The organism is Pseudomonas mendocina, assembly GCF_003008615.1.
Taxonomy (GTDB): Bacteria; Pseudomonadota; Gammaproteobacteria; order Pseudomonadales; family Pseudomonadaceae; genus Aquipseudomonas; species Aquipseudomonas mendocina_C.
The window spans coordinates 572,051-587,062 of sequence record NZ_CP027657.1 but is presented as its reverse complement, the minus strand read 5'-3'; the positions used below and the strand labels follow the sequence as shown (position 1 = coordinate 587,062).

Sequence of the window (15,012 nt, the reverse complement as noted above, 5' to 3'; positions counted from 1 at the left end):
GACTGTGCTCCAGTCTTGGGAGATGCTCGATGAACCTGTCGCTTTATCTGCTTACCGTACTGATCTGGGGCACCACTTGGATCGCCATCAAATTGCAGATGGGCGAGGTGGCTGTCGCCGCCTCCATCGCCTATCGCTTCGCTCTGGCCTCGCTGGTGCTGTTCGCCATGCTCTGGTTCAGCGGTCGCCTGCAGCCTCTGGATCGACGTGGTCAGGGCATCTGCCTGGTGCAGGGGCTGTGTCTGTTCTGCCTCAACTTCCTGTGCTTCTACACCGCCAGCCAGTGGATCCCCAGTGGCCTGATCGCGGTGATCTTCTCCACTGCCACCTTGTGGAACGCGATCAATGCGCGGCTGTTCTTCAAGCAGCGTATTGCCGCCAACGTGCTGCTCGGCGGCGCGTTGGGGCTTGCCGGCCTTGGCTTGCTGTTCTGGCCGGAACTGGCCGGGCACGAGGCCAGTCGCGAAAGCCTGCTGGGCATCGGCCTGGCGCTGTGCGGCACGCTGTTCTTCTCCGCCGGTAACATGCTCTCCAGTCTGCAGCAGAAGGCCGGACTGAAGCCGCTGACCACCAACGCCTGGGGCATGCTCTACGGCGCGCTGATGCTGGTGGGCATCTGCCTGGTCAGCGGTACGTCGTTCGCCTTCGAATGGAACGCGCGCTACGTCGGTTCGCTGCTGTACCTGGCGATTCCCGGTTCGGTGATCGGCTTCACCGCCTACCTGACCCTGGTCGGGCGTATGGGGCCGGAGCGCGCCGCCTACTGTACGGTGCTTTTCCCGGTGGTGGCGCTGAATATTTCGGTATTTGCCGAGGGCTACCAATGGACAGCGCCCGCGCTGCTCGGCCTGGGGTTGGTGATGCTGGGCAACGTGCTGGTGTTTCGCAAGCCGAAGCCAGTGCTGACCGAGGCCAGAGCCTAAGCGCGGTCTACCCGGTAGGGTGCGCCGTGCGCACCGTCTATCAGCTCCCGCGAATCAGCTTGCGCAGCATAAAGCGATTGGGATGGCTGGCCTCGGCCACGTCGCGCGGCACCGGCAGTGGCTCGTCATCCAGCCAGGCAGCTATCAGCTCGCCCGACAGTGGCGCGGTGATCAAACCGCGTGAGCCGTGGCCGCTGTTGATGTACAGGCCCGGCAGCCAGGGGCAGAGCGTTTCCGGCACCTGGCGAGCGTCTCTGGCCAGCACGGCATAGGCATCGTTGAAGGGCCCCTGCGCGGCCAACGGGCCTACCAATGGCAGGTAGTCCGGGCTGGTGCAGCGAAACGCCGCGCGGCCTTGTAGTGTGGCTGGGTCGAGTGATTGCGTATCGAGCCGCTCGGCCAGATCGAGGGAAATTTCCCGCAGCAGTTCGAGGTTGCCGGCGTGCTCGGCGACGCTGGGCGTCAAATCATCGCTATGGAAGTCGAAGCTGGCGCCCAGGGTGTGTTCGCCTTCGCGCGGTGGCGCGACGTAACCTTCGGCGCAGACTACGGTGCGCAGCGCGCGGCTGGCTTCGCTGGCCGGCAGGCGGCTGATCTGGCCACGGATGCGCTTGAGCGGCAGATTCGCCTTCGGCAGCAGGCGGCCAATCTCGGCGGCGCAGGCAAGTACCAGCACGGGCACCTCGGCCAGCACGCCGTTCTGTCCCTCGACGCGCCAGCGATCATTTTGCCGACTCAGGCTCAGCGCCTCCTGATAGGGGCGCAGTTCGATCAGCGGGTGCTGCACCAGTTGCCGGCACAGCGCTGGCGGGTGCACCCAGCCAGCATTCGGGTAGAACAGGCCACCGGCTGGCAGGCCGATGCCTGCAAGATCCTCGGCCTCATCCTTGGTCAGCGCATGCAGCAGGTCATTCGGGAAGACCGCGGCCAGTTTGGCTTGGCGCTCGGCTTCCTTGGTATCGAAGGCCAGTTGCAGCACGCCGCAGGCATCCCAATCGGCGCCGCGTTGCAGGCGCTCGAGCAGGCGGCGGGTATGGCCGAAACCGGCGACGATCAGTCGCGACAGCGCGGTGCCGTGTGCCGACAGTTTCAGGTAGAGCACGCCCTGTGGATTACCGGACGCCTCGCGGGCGACATCGTCATGGCGCTCCAGCAGGATGACGCGCCAGCCACGTGCAGCCAGGCTGGCAGCCGTGGCGCAGCCTGCCAGGCCGGCGCCGATCACCACGGCATGGCGTTCGCCAGGTGGCAATACCGGGCGGGCGAACCAGGGTGTCGGGTGCTGCGATTGCTCAGCCTGGAAAGGGCCGGCGAGCATCTCGCGCTTGTGGCCGAAGCCCTTCACCCGCACCACGGCGAAACCCGCCGCGATCAGCCCGCGACGAACGAAACCGGCACTGGTGAAGGTGGCCAGGCTGGCGCCGGGGGCCGACAGCCGCGCCAGTTCGGCGAACAGGGCGTCCGTCCACATCTCCGGGTTCTTCGACGGGGCGAAGCCATCGAGGAACCAGGCGTCGACCCTCGCGTCCAGCTGCGGCAGGCACTCGAGCACATCACCGATCATCAGCGTCAGCACCACGCGCCCGCCATCGAGCAGCAGGCGCTGGAAACCGGGGTGGATGGCGCGGTACTGCGCCAGCAGTTGCTCGGCGTAGGGCGTCAGTTCCGGCCATAGGGCCAGGGCGCGCTGCAAGTCTGCTTGGGTCAGCGGGAATTTCTCCACGCTGACGAAATGCAGCCGGGCATCGCGCGGGGCATGCTCGGCGAAGGCCTGCCAGGCGCAGAGGAAGTTGAGCCCGGTGCCGAAGCCGGTTTCGCCGATCACCAGTCGTCCGCCAGCCGGGAGAGCCTGGCAGCGCTCGACGATGTGGTTGTGGGCGAGGAAGACGTGACGGGTCTCCTCCAGGCCGTTGGCGCGGGAGAAATATACGTCGCCGTAGCTGCGCGACAGCGGCTGGCCGTATTCATCCCAGTCGAGCTGGGCGTTGTGGGCGTCGGACATGCTGGGGTTCCGGGTAAAACAGGCGGCGATTCTAACCGCTGCGAGCCGGGTTTTCCTGGCGCAGATCAATCTGCCACGGATGCCTATCGGGCAAAGTCGCGTTCTATCCGTTAGGCTCTGATGATCATTCCAGGGAGGTCATTGCATGTTCGAATCCGCCGAAATCGGCCGCAGTATCGACAAGGCCACGTTCGAGGCCGAAGAGCCGGCATTGCGCGAGGCGTTGCTGGAGGCGCAGTACGAACTCAAGCAGCAGGCGCACTTCCCTCTCATCGTGCTGATCAACGGTGTCGAGGGTGCCGGCAAGGGCGAAACGGTGAAGCTGCTCAACGAGTGGATGGATCCGCGGCTGATCCAGGTCAGCACCTTCGATATCCAGACCGACGAAGAACTGGCGCGTCCGCCGGCCTGGCGCTATTGGCGGCAACTCCCGCCCAAGGGGCGTATCGGGGTGTTCTTCGGCAACTGGTACAGCCAGATGTTGCAGGGCCGCGTGCATGGCCACTTCAAGGACGCCGTGCTGGATCAGGCCATCGACGGTGCCGAGCGCCTGGAACGCATGCTTTGCGACGAGGGCGCGCTGATCTTCAAGTTCTGGTTCCACCTGTCCAAGAAGCAGATGAAGGCACGGCTCGAAGCGCTCAAGGATGACCCGCTGCACAGCTGGCGCATCAGTCCGCTGGACTGGCAGCAGTCGAAGACCTACGACAAGTTCGTGCGCTACGGCGAGCGCGTGTTGCGTCGCACCAGCCGCGACTACGCGCCCTGGTACGTGGTCGAGGGCGTCGATCACTATTACCGCAGCCTCACCGTGGGCCGCATTTTGCTCGAGGGGCTGCAGGCGGCGCTGGCCAATACGGCCCGCGAACCCCAGCGGCCACACGCCGCTCCGTTGGTGTCGAGCCTGGACAACCGCGGCCTGTTGGCCAGTCTGGACATGACCCAGACGCTGGACAAGGACGACTACAAGGAGCAACTGGCCACCGAGCAGGCGCGCCTGTCCGGCCTGATGCGCGACAAGCGCATGCGCAAGCATGCCCTGATCGCGGTATTCGAAGGCAATGATGCGGCCGGCAAGGGCGGCGCTATTCGCCGCGTGACCGGAGCTCTCGATCCGCGCCAGTACCGCATCGTGCCGGTGGCGGCGCCGACCGAGGAAGAGCGCGCCCAGCCCTATCTATGGCGCTTCTGGCGACACATCCCGGCGCGCGGGCATTTCACCATCTTCGACCGTAGCTGGTATGGCCGCGTGCTGGTGGAGCGGGTCGAGGGCTTCTGCAGTCAGGCGGACTGGCTGCGTGCCTACGGTGAGATCAACGACTTCGAGGAACAGTTGACCAACGCCGGGGTGATTCTGGTGAAGTTCTGGCTGGCCATCGATCAGCAGACGCAGCTGGAGCGTTTCAAGGAGCGTGAGCAGATTCCGTTCAAGCGCTTCAAGATCACCGAGGAGGACTGGCGCAACCGCGACAAGTGGGACGACTACGCCGATGCGGTGGGGGACATGGTCGACCGCACCAGCACCGAGATCGCGCCCTGGACGCTGATCGAGGCCAATGACAAGCGCTTCGCCCGGGTCAAGGTGCTGCGCACCATCAACGAGGCCATCGAGGCGGCGTTCGCGAGGGATTGATGTCTTGTCGCGGCTAAAGCCCCTCCCACAGGTTACAGGGAAGCCGTGGGAGGGGCTTTAGCCGCGATGCTTTTATGTCGTTCCCGGTGATCCCGGATTGCATCCGGGCTACGTCTCTGCATCGCCTCGTATACGCCATATCAATGATGGTCGCGCCTATGCATGGGCTGGATTTATCTTCACGCCATTCGCCATCCAATAACAACGAGGTGCGTCATGCGTGAAGTGGTGATCGTCGATAGCGTCCGGACTGGCCTGGCCAAGTCCTTCCGCGGCAAGTTCAATATGACCCGGCCGGACGATATGGCCGCTCACTGCGTCGATGCGCTGCTGGTGCGTAACGGCATCGACCCGAAGCTGGTCGATGACTGCATCGTCGGCGCCGGCTCCAACGAGGGTGCCCAGGGCATGAACATCGGCCGCAACGTCGCGGTGCTCTCGCGCCTGGGCAACCCGGTAGCGGGCATGACCCTCAACCGCTTCTGCTCCTCGGGCCTGCAGGCCATCGCGATCGCCGCCAACCAGGTGGCATCCGGTTGCAGCGACATCATCGTCGCCGGCGGCGTCGAGTCCATCACCATGACCCTGAAAAGCATGAACATGGACAACCTGTTCAACCCGCTGCTGCAAAAGGAAAACCCCGGCATCTATTACCCCATGGGCAAGACCGCCGAGATCGTCGCCAACCGTTACGGCATCACCCGCGAGGCCCAGGACGCCTACGCCCTGCAGAGCCAGCAGCGCACCGCGCGCGCCCAGGCCGAAGGCCTGTTCGCCGACGAAATCGTACCGATGACGGTGAAGTATCAGGTGGAAGACAAGGCGACCGGCGAGAAGAAGATCGTCGACGGCGTGGTCGAGGCCGATGACTGCAACCGCCCGGACACCACCCTGGAGTCCCTGGCCAAGCTGCAACCGGCATTCGACCCGGCGGGTAGCGTCACGGCCGGCAACGCCTCGCAACTGTCCGATGGCGCCTCCATGACCCTGGTCATGAGCCTGGAAAAGGCGCTGGAGCTGGGCCTGACGCCCAGGGCCTATTTCCGCGGCTTCACCGTGGCCGGTTGCGAGCCTGACGAGATGGGCATTGGCCCGGTGTTTTCGGTGCCCAAGCTGCTCAAGGCCAAGGGCCTGAGCGTGGCCGACATCGACCTGTGGGAGCTCAACGAGGCCTTCGCTTCGCAGTGCCTGTATTGTCGCGACACGCTCGAAATCGACAACGAGAAGTACAACGTCAACGGCGGCTCCATCTCCATTGGCCATCCCTTCGGTATGACTGGCTCGCGCCAGGTCGGCCATCTGGTGCGCGAGCTGCAGCGTCGCGAACTGCGCTACGGCATCGTCACCATGTGCGTTGGCGGCGGCATGGGTGCCAGCGGATTGTTCGAGGCCTATCGCGGCTAAACCTAGGGTGCGCCGCGCCCACCACCGGCAACACGCACCGCATGACCGAACCGCGGTGCGCGCGGCGCACCCTACGGGATCGCAGGCCCCCACGACGGCCAGCGATGCGCTGTTTATACTCGCGCTCTGCCCTGCGGACGGAGCGCCTGCCGATGCCCTTTGCCGAAAACCTGATCGCTTTCACCCTTGCCGCCACGCTGCTGACGCTGACACCGGGGATCGACACTGCGCTGGTGTTGCGTACCGCTGCGGTCGAGGGCCGGCAGCAGGCGTTTCGCGCGGCGCTGGGCATCAATGCAGGCTGCCTGATCTGGGGCGCGGCGGTGGCCTTCGGCCTCGGCGCGCTGCTGGCGGTTTCCGAATTCGGCTACAACCTCCTCAAGTATTGCGGTGCGGCGTATCTGGTCTGGCTCGGGCTGAACATGCTGCTGCACCCGCGTACCTCGCTGGCGCCTGCCCAGGCGAGTGGCACACCTGGAGCCAACTGGTTCCTGCGTGGCCTGCTGGGTAATGTGCTCAACCCCAAGGTGGGGATTTTCTACCTGTCCTTCCTGCCGCAGTTCATCCCGCAGGGGCAGCCGCTGATTATCTGGACATTTGGCCTGGTGGGCATCCATGTGGCGCTCAGCCTGGTCTGGGCATTGCTGCTGATCGGCGCCACCCAGCCGCTTGGCCACTGGCTGCGGCGGGCGGCGGTGATCAGGTGGATGGATCGCTGTACCGGGTTGATCTTCGTCCTCTTCGCGGCGCGTCTGGCTCTGAGCCGGCGTTGAGCCCTGCCACCACGTCGGCTTGAGTTACCCTGTGCCGATGCAACAGAAAACCAGGCGGTAACGATGGATCGGTTTCAGGAAATGAGGGTGTTGCTGGCGGTGACCGAGGCCGAGAGCTTCGCCGGGGGCGCCAAGCTGCTGGGCATTTCGCCGCCCAGCGTGACCCGCGCCGTCGCTGCGCTGGAGGCGCGCCTTGGCACGCTGTTGCTGGCCCGCAGCACGCGCAGCCTGCGCCTGACCGAGGCCGGCCAGCGCTATGTCGAGGACTGCCGGCGCATTCTGCTGGAACTGGAAGAGGCCGAGGAACTGGCCGCCGGCGGCAGTGTGCGCCCGCGTGGACGACTCACCGTGACCGCGCCGGTGATGTTCGGCGAGCTGTTCCTGATTCCACGCATCGCCCAGTACCTCGACACCCACCCGGACGTGGAAATCAACGCGCTGCTGGTCGACCGCGTGGTGAACATGATGGAGGAGGGCATCGACGTGGCTGTGCGCATCGGCTCGTTGCCTGAGGGCGATCATCCGGCGTTGCAGGTCGGGCAAATCCGCCCGGTGGTGTGCGCCTCGCCCGCCTTTCTCGATCGTGTCGGGCGCCCGCGCCATCCGGATGAGTTGCGTGATGCGCCCATCGTCATGTCCAGCGCCAGCACCCTGCTGTCGCACTGGCAGTTCGTCGGCGCCGACGGTCCGTTCGGCTTCATGCCTCAGCCGCGCTTTACCGTCAGTTCCAACCAGGCGGCGATCAGCGTGGCACGCCTGGGTTGGGGTTATACCCGCGTGCTGTCCTACCAGGTGGCCGCCGCGGTGGCTCGCGGCGAGATCGAACTGGTGCTCGAAGCCTTCGAACCCCCTGCCTTGCCGGTGCATATCATTCACCAGGGCGGTCGCCAGGTGTCGGCCAAGGTGCGTACCTTCGTCGACCACTGTGCTGCCAGTTTTCGCGCCGATCCGGCGCTGCGTGCAGCAGGGGCAGCGCCTGTTTCATGAGCCATCACCGCGAGATGCAGGTGTTCCTTGCCGTGGCCCAGAGCGGCAGTCTGGCGGCCGCGGCCAGGCACTTGCAGCTGTCGCAAGCCACGGTGATGCGTACCGTGACCGCGTTGGAGAGCCGTCTGGACAGCACCTTGCTGCAGCGCGGGCCTCGTGGTGTCAGCCTCAGCGTGGCTGGGGCGGCGTTCGCCGAGAGCTGCCAGCGTATCCTGCAGCGGGTGGAGGAGGCCGAGCAGTCGGTGACGGGGCTGCACGCCACTCCCGCCGGACAATTGACCCTCGCCCTGCCGCTGTTGATGACCCATCAGGTGCTGACCCCCATCGCGGTCGACTACCTGGCGGCATTTCCCGAGGTGAGCCTGGCCACCCTGGCGCGCGAGGAGCCGCCCAGGTTGCTGGAGGAGGGCATCGACCTGGCCGTGGTGGTTGGCCATCTGCCCAGTTCGTCCGGTTTCGCCGTACCGTTGGGATGGGCGCGGCCGCTGGTGTGTGCGGCGCCGGCTTACCTGGAGCGCTGGGGCTGGCCCGCCAATCCGCAAGCCCTGTACGTGCACCGCACCATTGGCCGGTCTTCGACCGGTCATGCGGGGGAATGGCGTTTTGCGGACGGCGCGGTGAGGCTCGCGCCGCGATTGACCTGCAGCACGCCGCAGGCCGCGATCCGCGCGGCGCTCGCCGGTTTTGGCCTGACCCGCTGCCTGAGCTACGAAGCCTATCAGGAGCTGCAGAGCGGGCAGTTGCAGGCGGTGCTGGAAAGCTTCGCCGCGCCGCCAGTGCCGGTGCAGCTGTATTACCGAGAAGGGCGGCGGGCGGCGGGGCGGGTGCGCAGTTTCCTCGATTTTGCCGTGCCACGCCTGCGTGCCCATCCGGCATTTCAGGCGTGACGGAATTGAATTGCAGAAAGTGAAATAGTGGATTGTCCTGTGTGGTGATTCTTATCGAGATTGGATGAGGCGAACATGGCCCCATCGTCGCGAAGGCAAGCCGTCTCGCGGTGTCCTAAGCCAACCTCAAAGGAATCATCGCCATGTCCCCAGCCATCAAACTGTATAACTTCCCACGCTCCGGCCACGCCCACCGTGCCGAGCTGATGCTGTCGCTGCTGAAAGTGCCCACCGAGCTGATCTTCGTCGACCTGGCCAAGGGCGAGCACAAGACCCCCGAGTTCCTTGCCCTCAACCCCTTCGGTCAGGTGCCGGTGATCGATGACGGCGGCACCATTGTCAGCGACTCCAACGCCATCCTCGTCTACCTGGCCAAGCGCTACGGCAATGACGACTGGCTGCCACAAGAGCCGGCTGCAGCCGCCCGCGTGCAGCGCTGGTTGTCGGTGGCCGCTGGCCTGGTGGCGTTCGGCCCTGCCGCCGCTCGCCTGGTCACCGTATTCGGCGCCTCGTTCAACACCGAGGAAGTGATCAACCGTGCCCATGCGCTGTTCACCGTGATGGAAGGCGAACTGAGCGACACCCCGTTCCTCGCTGGCGACAAACCGAGCATCGCCGATGTCGCCAACTACTCCTATATCGCCCATGCGCCGGAGGGCAACGTCTCGCTGGAGCCCTACCCGAACATTCGCGCCTGGCTGGCACGCATCGAAGCGCTGCCGGGTTTCGTGCCGATGCCGCGTACCGCCGCCGGCCTGCAAGCCTGAGTCGCCGATAGCTGCCGGGATCACTCGGCAGCTTCTTGCGTGGAGGACAGAACATGCAACAGCTCCCCAGCCATCGGCAGTCGCCCTGGCACGCCGGTGAACGGCAACTGCAGGAAAAGGTCGGCGTCGCCGAGCGCATGGAAGTGCTCGGGCAGAAGGTGATCCGCGACTACATGCCGGATCAGCATCGCGAGTTCTACCACCAGCTGCCGTTCATGATCGCGGGTGCTGTGGATGGTGCAGGCCAGCCCTGGGCCACGCTGATCGAGGGCGAGGAGGGTTTCGTCACCTCGCCTGATCCACATCGACTGTCGTTCGATCTCGCCGACATTGCGCTCGACCCGCTCGATCCGGCCACATCCGGCCTGGGCAGCGGCGAGGCCATCGGCCTGCTCGGCATCGAGCTGCATACGCGGCGGCGCAATCGTCTCAATGGGCATATTCGCCAAGCCTCGGCGCAGCGTCTGGAGATTGCAGTGGAGCATTCCTACGGCAATTGCCCGCAGTACATCCAGCTGCGCCAGTACCGCCGCGCGCACGAACGGGGTATCGAGCGCATTGATGCGACCGAACTGGATGCGCGCAGCGTCGAGATGATCCGCAGCGCCGACACCTTCTTCGTCGCCAGTTATGTCGAGCACGACGATGGCCGCCGCTCGGTAGACGTTTCGCACCGTGGCGGACGCGCCGGCTTCGTGCGGGTGGAGGGCAATCGGCTGACCATTCCCGACTACGCCGGCAACCTGTTCTTCAATACCCTGGGCAATCTCAGCGTCAATCCGCGCGCCGGCCTGCTGTTCGTCGATTTCACCAGCGGCGACGTGCTGCAACTGGGCGGCCGCGCCGAGATCATCCTCGACAGCCCGCTGATCAACGCCTTCGAAGGCGCCGAGCGGCTGTGGACGCTCGACGTCGAACAGGCGGTACTGCGCCCGGCGGCGACCTCACTGCGCTGGGCTTTCGAAGAATATGCACCGACCAGCCTGATGACCGGCACCTGGGCGGAAACCGACGCCCGTCTGCGCGAGCGTGAGCAGCGCAACCAGTGGCAGCGCTGGCGCGTGCAGCACCAGCAGCAGGAAAGCACCGATATCCGCTCATTCGTGCTGGCGCCGGAGCAAGGCGTTGCACCGCGCTTCGCCGCCGGTCAGCACCTGCCGATTCGCATCACCACTGTCACGGGTGAAACCCTGCTGCGTACCTACAGCCTGTCCAGTGCGCCGGCGGACGGTCAGCTGCGCATCAGCGTCAAGGCGCAGGGTGTGGTTTCGCGACATCTGCACGAGCAGGTGCAGGTGGGCGATGTGCTGGAAGTGCGTCCGCCGCTGGGCAGTTTCACCCTGAACAGTGACACCAACCGGCCACTGGTGCTGGTCGGTGCCGGTGTCGGCATCACCCCATTGCTGTCGATGCTGCGCGAGCAGGTGGCGCTGGGGCAGGGCAGGCGTATCCACTTCTTTCAGGGCGCACGGACGCTCGCTGACCTGCCGTTCCAGGCTGAGCTGCGCGAGTTGGTAAAGCGCGCAGGTGGTCTGTTGCAGGTTCACCGTGCTCTCAGTGCACCGGAACAGGACGCAGTGCTCGGGCACGACTACGAACAGCACGGGCGCATCGAGCTGGCGCAGATCAAGGCGGCGCTGTCGTTCGACGATTACGACTTCTACCTGTGTGGCCCGGCCGCCTTTACCCAGGCGATCTACGACGGCCTGCGCGATTTGAACGTCGCCGACACGCGTATTCATGCCGAGGCGTTCGGCCCGTCGACACTGACGCGTCGCACGGATGGACAGAGTGTCACCTTCGTCCAGCCGCCCGCCGCGAGCGAGCCGGTACCGGTGTATTTCACCTCCTCGAGCAAGGAGGCACGCTGGAAGCCGGAGGGTGGCAGCCTGCTGGAACTGGCAGAAAGCCGTGGCCTGACGCCTGAGTTCAGCTGCCGTGGCGGTTCCTGCGGTACCTGCAAGACGCGCCTGGTCAGCGGTCAGGTGCACTACCCGAACCCACCGGCTGAATTGCCGGAAGACGGTAGTGTGTTGATCTGCTGTGCAATCCCGGCGCAAGGCGAGGACGGCGTGCAGCCCCTCGTGCTCGATCTGTGAGAGGGCCGAGGTGATGAATATTCAATCTGAAAGCCGTTACGCCTGGTCTGACGTCGATACAGAGGGTTCGCGCAGCTCGTATGGGCGTTACGAATACAGTGAAGTGGAGGTCGGCTATCTGGCGGCGCAGTTACTAGTGCGTAGCGAATTGCTCGGCTACCAAGCGGGCACTTCAAGGTTTTGGCAACGCTGGGCGCGTAGCCTGCGCCGTTGGTTGTCGAGGGAGGGGCGGATGTTGTGCACTGGCGGGAGGGCGGTGGCTCGTTTGAGAGCGGTGGGCTGAGTGCTTCTTCGAAGCTGTTGCCGTTTCGCTGGAAACGGCAACAGCCTCCGCTCATCCTTGCAGCTGCGCTTCTTCCAGCGCCTGGCGGTAGGCATCGGCTTCGTCCTGGGACGGGAAGATGCCGACCAGCTCGCCATTCTGAATCACGTCCCAGACCACGATCCCCATGGCACGGGCTTCACGGGAAAGATGTTCGTTGTCACGCTCATGCACGATCACGTTCATGCTTGTCTCCTCGAAATGCGAATGCGGCGATATGTCGCAGTTCGTTTATACGCCTCGTTAGCAAGCTCATTAAACCGGGGATTTGGCAAAGGACTGTTGCATCAGCGCAACGAGCGAAGCGGCGTTTTGGTTGTCGTCTGGCCTGGCCGACTGTCGCAAAAGACCGGCAGTTACGAGTTCAGACGCGCCCATATTGCTGGCGATACTGCGCGGGTGTCAGTCCGGTCAGCGCCTTGAACATGCGCCGCAGATTGGCCGCGCTGCTGAAGCCCAGTTCGGCACTGAGCGTGCTCAGCGGTGAGGAGGTCATGGCCAGGCGTTCGCTGAGTTGGTAGAGCTTGATGCGCCGCGCGTAGCTCGCCACCGGTTCAGCGGTTTGCGCGCTTACCTTGCGCGCCAGGGCGCGTTACCACCGCTGCGATTGTTCGGCGCTCGCCAGCGCAATCCACTGGTCGAGTTGCCAGTCGGTGCTCGCGCCGCGCAGGAGTCGGTCACTCACTGCCTGATCACCCATTGCCAGAAAGGTCATTTCGATCACCAGGATCGTGCCGGCACCCAGTGGCTGCGCGAACGGCAGATTCCGGTGATCTGCACGCCGCACGACGCCCGCTACCTGCGACAGCGCGGTTTGAACGTGCAGGTGTTGTTGCCAGAGCATGAATACCCCGGCCCTTTTCTCGGCGGACGTATTCGCACCATCCGCTGCACCCATGGCCTGGGAATGATCGGGCGCCTGATGGAGCACGGTGTCGGTTTTCTGATCGAGATGCCGGGTGAGCCGAGCCTGTACCTGGCGGGCGACACGCTGCTCACCGATACGGTGCGTGCCTGCGTGCCTGCGTGCCTGCGTGCGCGAGCATCGGCCTGCCGTCAGTGTGGTGCCGGCAGGTGGTGCGCGTTTCGACCTGAGCGGCGACATCATCATGGGTATCGACGAGGTGATCGAGTTCGCCCGGTTGAGCGGCAAGGCTGTAGTGGCCAATCACCTCGAGGCGATCAACCACTGCCCGGTCAGCCGCCTGGCGTTGGCCGAGGCCGCTACCCGCGCGCAGGTCGAACTGCTGATTCCGCAGGATGGTGAGGTGCTGGCGTTCTGAGTGGTGAGGCGCGGTTACCGCGCCTGTCGCCGCTGCATCCAGCGCCGATATTGGCGAGTGCGAAAGATGTCTTTCACCTGCTGCGTCAGCAGCGCCCACAAGGGGGATACGCGGGGCTGGGACTCCCGGCCCTGGCTGAGCTTGTGCAGTTGGTACTTGACCACCGCCATGTTGGCCAGCGAGGCCAGCACCTTATTGTTCCAGGTGATCGGAGGTAGCTGCGGGGTGTTGCCGAGGCCGAGTTGCCAGTCGCGCGGCAGGTTCGGGTCGATGGCCAGGGCCGTGCCGATGCCGACCATCTCGATGCCACTGGCCAGCACTTCTTGCGCCACCGGTGCACGGCGGATACCGCCGGTGACCATGATCGGCATGCTTGCCACGGCGCGGATCTCGCGGGCGAACTCCAGGAAGTAGGCCTCGCGCGCCAGGGTACGGCCGTCGCGGGCCTGGCCCTGCATGGCCGGCGCCTCGTAGCTGCCACCGGACAACTCGACCAGATCCACGCCCAGCCCGTCGAGCAGACGCACCACCTGTTGTGCGTCCTCGGCGCTGAAGCCGCCGCGCTGGAAGTCGGCCGAGTTGAGCTTGACCGCCACGGCAAAGCTAGGCGTGACCACAGCACGCACTGCCTTGACGATCTCCAGCAGCAGGCGCGCACGGTTCTCCAGCGAGCCGCCCCACTGGTCACTGCGCTGATTGCTCAGCGGTGAAAGGAACTGGCTGAGCAGGTAGCCATGCGCGGCGTGGATCTCCACCCCGGTAAAACCGGCCTGCTCAGCCAGACGCGCGGTGCGGGTGAAGCGCTCGATCACCTCCTGAATCACCGCCGGAGTCATTTCCTGTGGCGTGGCGAAACGCTTGGACAGGTTGCCCAGCTCCAGTGCCACGGCCGATGGCGCCCAGGTCGGCTGGCCCAGGTTGACCTGCATCTGCCGGCCGGGATGGTTGATCTGCAGCCAGAATTGCGCGCCCTTGGCGCGGCCGACACGGGCCCAGTGCTCGAAACGGGTCAGTTGCCTGTCGTCTTCCAGCACCACGCCGCCGGGGCCGGTCATGGCGCGGCTGTCGACCATCACGTTGCCGCTGATCAGCAGACCGGCGCCACCTTCGGCCCAGGCCTGGTAGAGACGTATCAGCTGCGTGGAGGGGGCATGGTCGGCGTCCGCCATGTTCTCCTCCATCGCCGCCTTGGCGAGGCGATTGGGCAGGGTCGAACCATTGGGCAGGGCAAGGGGATCGAACAGGTTCATGGGCGCTTTCTCGGCTGAAGGTGAAGCGACCTTAACTTTAAAGTTCACTTTAATGTCAATGGGGCTCGCTAGCCCCATACCCATGGCGGAGGGCAGTCGCTCAGTGGCCTACCGCAGCCTTCTGCTGATAAGCCTTGCGCAGGCTGTCCAAGCGGTCCAGCGTCGAATCATCCGCGCCAGGGCCGGGGCGCAGGCTCAGGTTCTCCAGCGCAAGCGGTTCGCCGTTGACATCCGTCAGTTGAACCGGGGCGAGCGTCGCTCCGGTCTTGCGGTTGATGGGAATCAGCGGGGCTCCCTCCGGCAGCGGGTTCCACTTATCCCCCCACTGCATCATGGCGATGATGATCACGTGCAGGGCCCGGCCTTTTTCGGTCAGGGCGTATTCGGTGCCGCTGCCGACGGAGTGTTTCACGACGATGTCGTAGTCCTGCAGCAGCTTCAGGCGCTTGGACAGGATGCCCTTGGAGATCTCCAGGTTGCGCTGGAATTCATCGAACTTGGTCGTGCCCCAGAGCAGCTCGCGGATGATCAGCAGGTTCCACCAGTCGCCCAGTACATCCACCGAGCGGGCTACAGAGCAATTGCGATCCTCGAAGGTGACTCGTTCCACGTGAATGTCTCCGGGCGGGTGGGCGGCGTACGAGCGCCGGCAACAAAGCGGTTGACAGGTTTCATGATAGCA

The 15,012-nt window shown here is 64.9% G+C and carries 15 protein-coding genes; 9 read left to right on the top strand and 6 right to left on the bottom strand.

All coding sequences use genetic code 11. The annotated features are described in order from the left end of the window. Positions 1 to 29 precede the first annotated feature (29 nt). The gene (locus tag C7A17_RS02765; protein ID WP_106736572.1) at positions 30 to 923 is read left to right on the top strand and encodes a DMT family transporter; all 894 of its coding nucleotides are present in this window, start codon (positions 30 to 32) and stop codon (positions 921 to 923) included. Between the two features lie 40 nt (positions 924 to 963). Here C7A17_RS02765 and mnmC read toward each other — a convergent pair whose 3' ends face one another. Next, entirely contained in the window at positions 964 to 2,925 is a 1,962-nt protein-coding gene (gene mnmC, locus C7A17_RS02760) for a bifunctional tRNA (5-methylaminomethyl-2-thiouridine)(34)-methyltransferase MnmC2/FAD-dependent 5-carboxymethylaminomethyl-2-thiouridine(34) oxidoreductase MnmC1 (RefSeq protein ID WP_106736571.1), read from the bottom strand. A gap of 145 nt (positions 2,926 to 3,070) precedes the next feature. On the opposite strand from mnmC, the gene pap reads away from it, so the two are divergent. The 7 genes from pap to C7A17_RS02725 all read left to right on the top strand — a co-directional run bounded on the left by pap (position 3,071) and on the right by C7A17_RS02725 (position 11,475). Beyond that, the gene (gene pap, locus C7A17_RS02755; RefSeq protein ID WP_106736570.1) at positions 3,071 to 4,558 is read left to right on the top strand and encodes a polyphosphate:AMP phosphotransferase; all 1,488 of its coding nucleotides are present in this window, start codon (positions 3,071 to 3,073) and stop codon (positions 4,556 to 4,558) included. Between the two features lie 216 nt (positions 4,559 to 4,774). Further along, positions 4,775 to 5,962 (top strand): thiolase family protein, encoded by a 1,188-nt coding sequence (locus tag C7A17_RS02750; protein ID WP_106736569.1) that lies wholly within the window; start codon positions 4,775 to 4,777, stop codon positions 5,960 to 5,962. Positions 5,963 to 6,114: 152 nt separating this feature from the next. Continuing rightward, positions 6,115 to 6,735, top strand: a complete 621-nt coding sequence (locus tag C7A17_RS02745; RefSeq protein ID WP_106736568.1) for a LysE family translocator — start codon at positions 6,115 to 6,117, stop codon at positions 6,733 to 6,735. A gap of 63 nt (positions 6,736 to 6,798) precedes the next feature. Continuing rightward, positions 6,799 to 7,722, top strand: a complete 924-nt coding sequence (locus tag C7A17_RS02740) for a LysR family transcriptional regulator (protein WP_106736567.1) — start codon at positions 6,799 to 6,801, stop codon at positions 7,720 to 7,722. Continuing rightward, positions 7,719 to 8,609: a LysR family transcriptional regulator gene (locus C7A17_RS02735; RefSeq protein WP_106736566.1), complete on the top strand. Its 891-nt coding sequence runs from the start codon at positions 7,719 to 7,721 to the stop codon at positions 8,607 to 8,609. The genes C7A17_RS02740 and C7A17_RS02735 overlap by 4 nt, the downstream gene beginning before the upstream one ends. A 143-nt stretch (positions 8,610 to 8,752) precedes the next feature. Then, on the top strand, positions 8,753 to 9,376 hold the full coding sequence (locus tag C7A17_RS02730) for a glutathione S-transferase family protein (RefSeq protein WP_106736565.1): 624 nt from the start codon (positions 8,753 to 8,755) through the stop codon (positions 9,374 to 9,376). 53 nt (positions 9,377 to 9,429) lie between these two features. Beyond that, positions 9,430 to 11,475 (top strand): pyridoxamine 5'-phosphate oxidase family protein, encoded by a 2,046-nt coding sequence (locus tag C7A17_RS02725; RefSeq protein ID WP_106736564.1) that lies wholly within the window; start codon positions 9,430 to 9,432, stop codon positions 11,473 to 11,475. A 334-nt stretch (positions 11,476 to 11,809) separates the two neighbouring features. Here the strand turns inward: C7A17_RS02725 and C7A17_RS26895 are convergent, their stop codons facing one another. The 3 genes from C7A17_RS26895 to C7A17_RS27025 all read right to left on the bottom strand — a co-directional run bounded on the left by C7A17_RS26895 (position 11,810) and on the right by C7A17_RS27025 (position 12,641). Next, positions 11,810 to 11,983, bottom strand: coding sequence for a hypothetical protein (locus C7A17_RS26895; RefSeq protein WP_199796386.1), 174 nt, complete (start codon positions 11,981 to 11,983; stop codon positions 11,810 to 11,812). Positions 11,984 to 12,161: 178 nt separating this feature from the next. Further along, positions 12,162 to 12,347 carry a helix-turn-helix domain-containing protein gene (locus tag C7A17_RS02720; RefSeq protein WP_234035874.1) on the bottom strand — a complete coding sequence of 62 codons (186 nt, stop codon included), beginning with the start codon at positions 12,345 to 12,347 and terminating at the stop codon, positions 12,162 to 12,164. Between the two features lie 42 nt (positions 12,348 to 12,389). Further along, a complete protein-coding gene (locus C7A17_RS27025) occupies positions 12,390 to 12,641 on the bottom strand; it encodes a hypothetical protein (RefSeq protein WP_234035873.1) in 252 nt (83 codons plus the stop codon). Positions 12,642 to 12,807: 166 nt separating this feature from the next. Between C7A17_RS27025 and C7A17_RS27020 the strand changes: the two genes are divergently transcribed. Then, a complete protein-coding gene (locus C7A17_RS27020; RefSeq protein WP_234035872.1) occupies positions 12,808 to 13,080 on the top strand; it encodes a hypothetical protein in 273 nt (90 codons plus the stop codon). Positions 13,081 to 13,094: 14 nt separating this feature from the next. Here the strand turns inward: C7A17_RS27020 and C7A17_RS02710 are convergent, their stop codons facing one another. Together C7A17_RS02710 and C7A17_RS02705 are read right to left on the bottom strand one after the other, a co-directional pair. After that, entirely contained in the window at positions 13,095 to 14,330 is a 1,236-nt protein-coding gene (locus tag C7A17_RS02710; RefSeq protein WP_106736563.1) for an NADH:flavin oxidoreductase/NADH oxidase family protein, read from the bottom strand. Between the two features lie 100 nt (positions 14,331 to 14,430). Next, positions 14,431 to 14,940, bottom strand: a complete 510-nt coding sequence (locus C7A17_RS02705) for a winged helix-turn-helix transcriptional regulator (RefSeq protein WP_106736562.1) — start codon at positions 14,938 to 14,940, stop codon at positions 14,431 to 14,433. Positions 14,941 to 15,012: the final 72 nt, after the last annotated feature.

Bases quoted from the DNA above. Each gene is read 5' to 3' on its own strand.
- C7A17_RS02765 (WP_106736572.1), top strand. From the start codon at position 30: ATGAACCTGTCGCTTTATCTGCTTACCGTACTGATCTGGGGCACCACT.
- mnmC (WP_106736571.1), bottom strand. From the start codon at position 2,925: ATGTCCGACGCCCACAACGCCCAGCTCGACTGGGATGAATACGGCCAG.
- pap (WP_106736570.1), top strand. From the start codon at position 3,071: ATGTTCGAATCCGCCGAAATCGGCCGCAGTATCGACAAGGCCACGTTC.
- C7A17_RS02750 (WP_106736569.1), top strand. From the start codon at position 4,775: ATGCGTGAAGTGGTGATCGTCGATAGCGTCCGGACTGGCCTGGCCAAG.
- C7A17_RS02745 (WP_106736568.1), top strand. From the start codon at position 6,115: ATGCCCTTTGCCGAAAACCTGATCGCTTTCACCCTTGCCGCCACGCTG.
- C7A17_RS02740 (WP_106736567.1), top strand. From the start codon at position 6,799: ATGGATCGGTTTCAGGAAATGAGGGTGTTGCTGGCGGTGACCGAGGCC.
- C7A17_RS02735 (WP_106736566.1), top strand. From the start codon at position 7,719: ATGAGCCATCACCGCGAGATGCAGGTGTTCCTTGCCGTGGCCCAGAGC.
- C7A17_RS02730 (WP_106736565.1), top strand. From the start codon at position 8,753: ATGTCCCCAGCCATCAAACTGTATAACTTCCCACGCTCCGGCCACGCC.
- C7A17_RS02725 (WP_106736564.1), top strand. From the start codon at position 9,430: ATGCAACAGCTCCCCAGCCATCGGCAGTCGCCCTGGCACGCCGGTGAA.
- C7A17_RS26895 (WP_199796386.1), bottom strand. From the start codon at position 11,983: ATGAACGTGATCGTGCATGAGCGTGACAACGAACATCTTTCCCGTGAA.
- C7A17_RS27025 (WP_234035873.1), bottom strand. From the start codon at position 12,641: ATGCTCTGGCAACAACACCTGCACGTTCAAACCGCGCTGTCGCAGGTA.
- C7A17_RS02710 (WP_106736563.1), bottom strand. From the start codon at position 14,330: ATGAACCTGTTCGATCCCCTTGCCCTGCCCAATGGTTCGACCCTGCCC.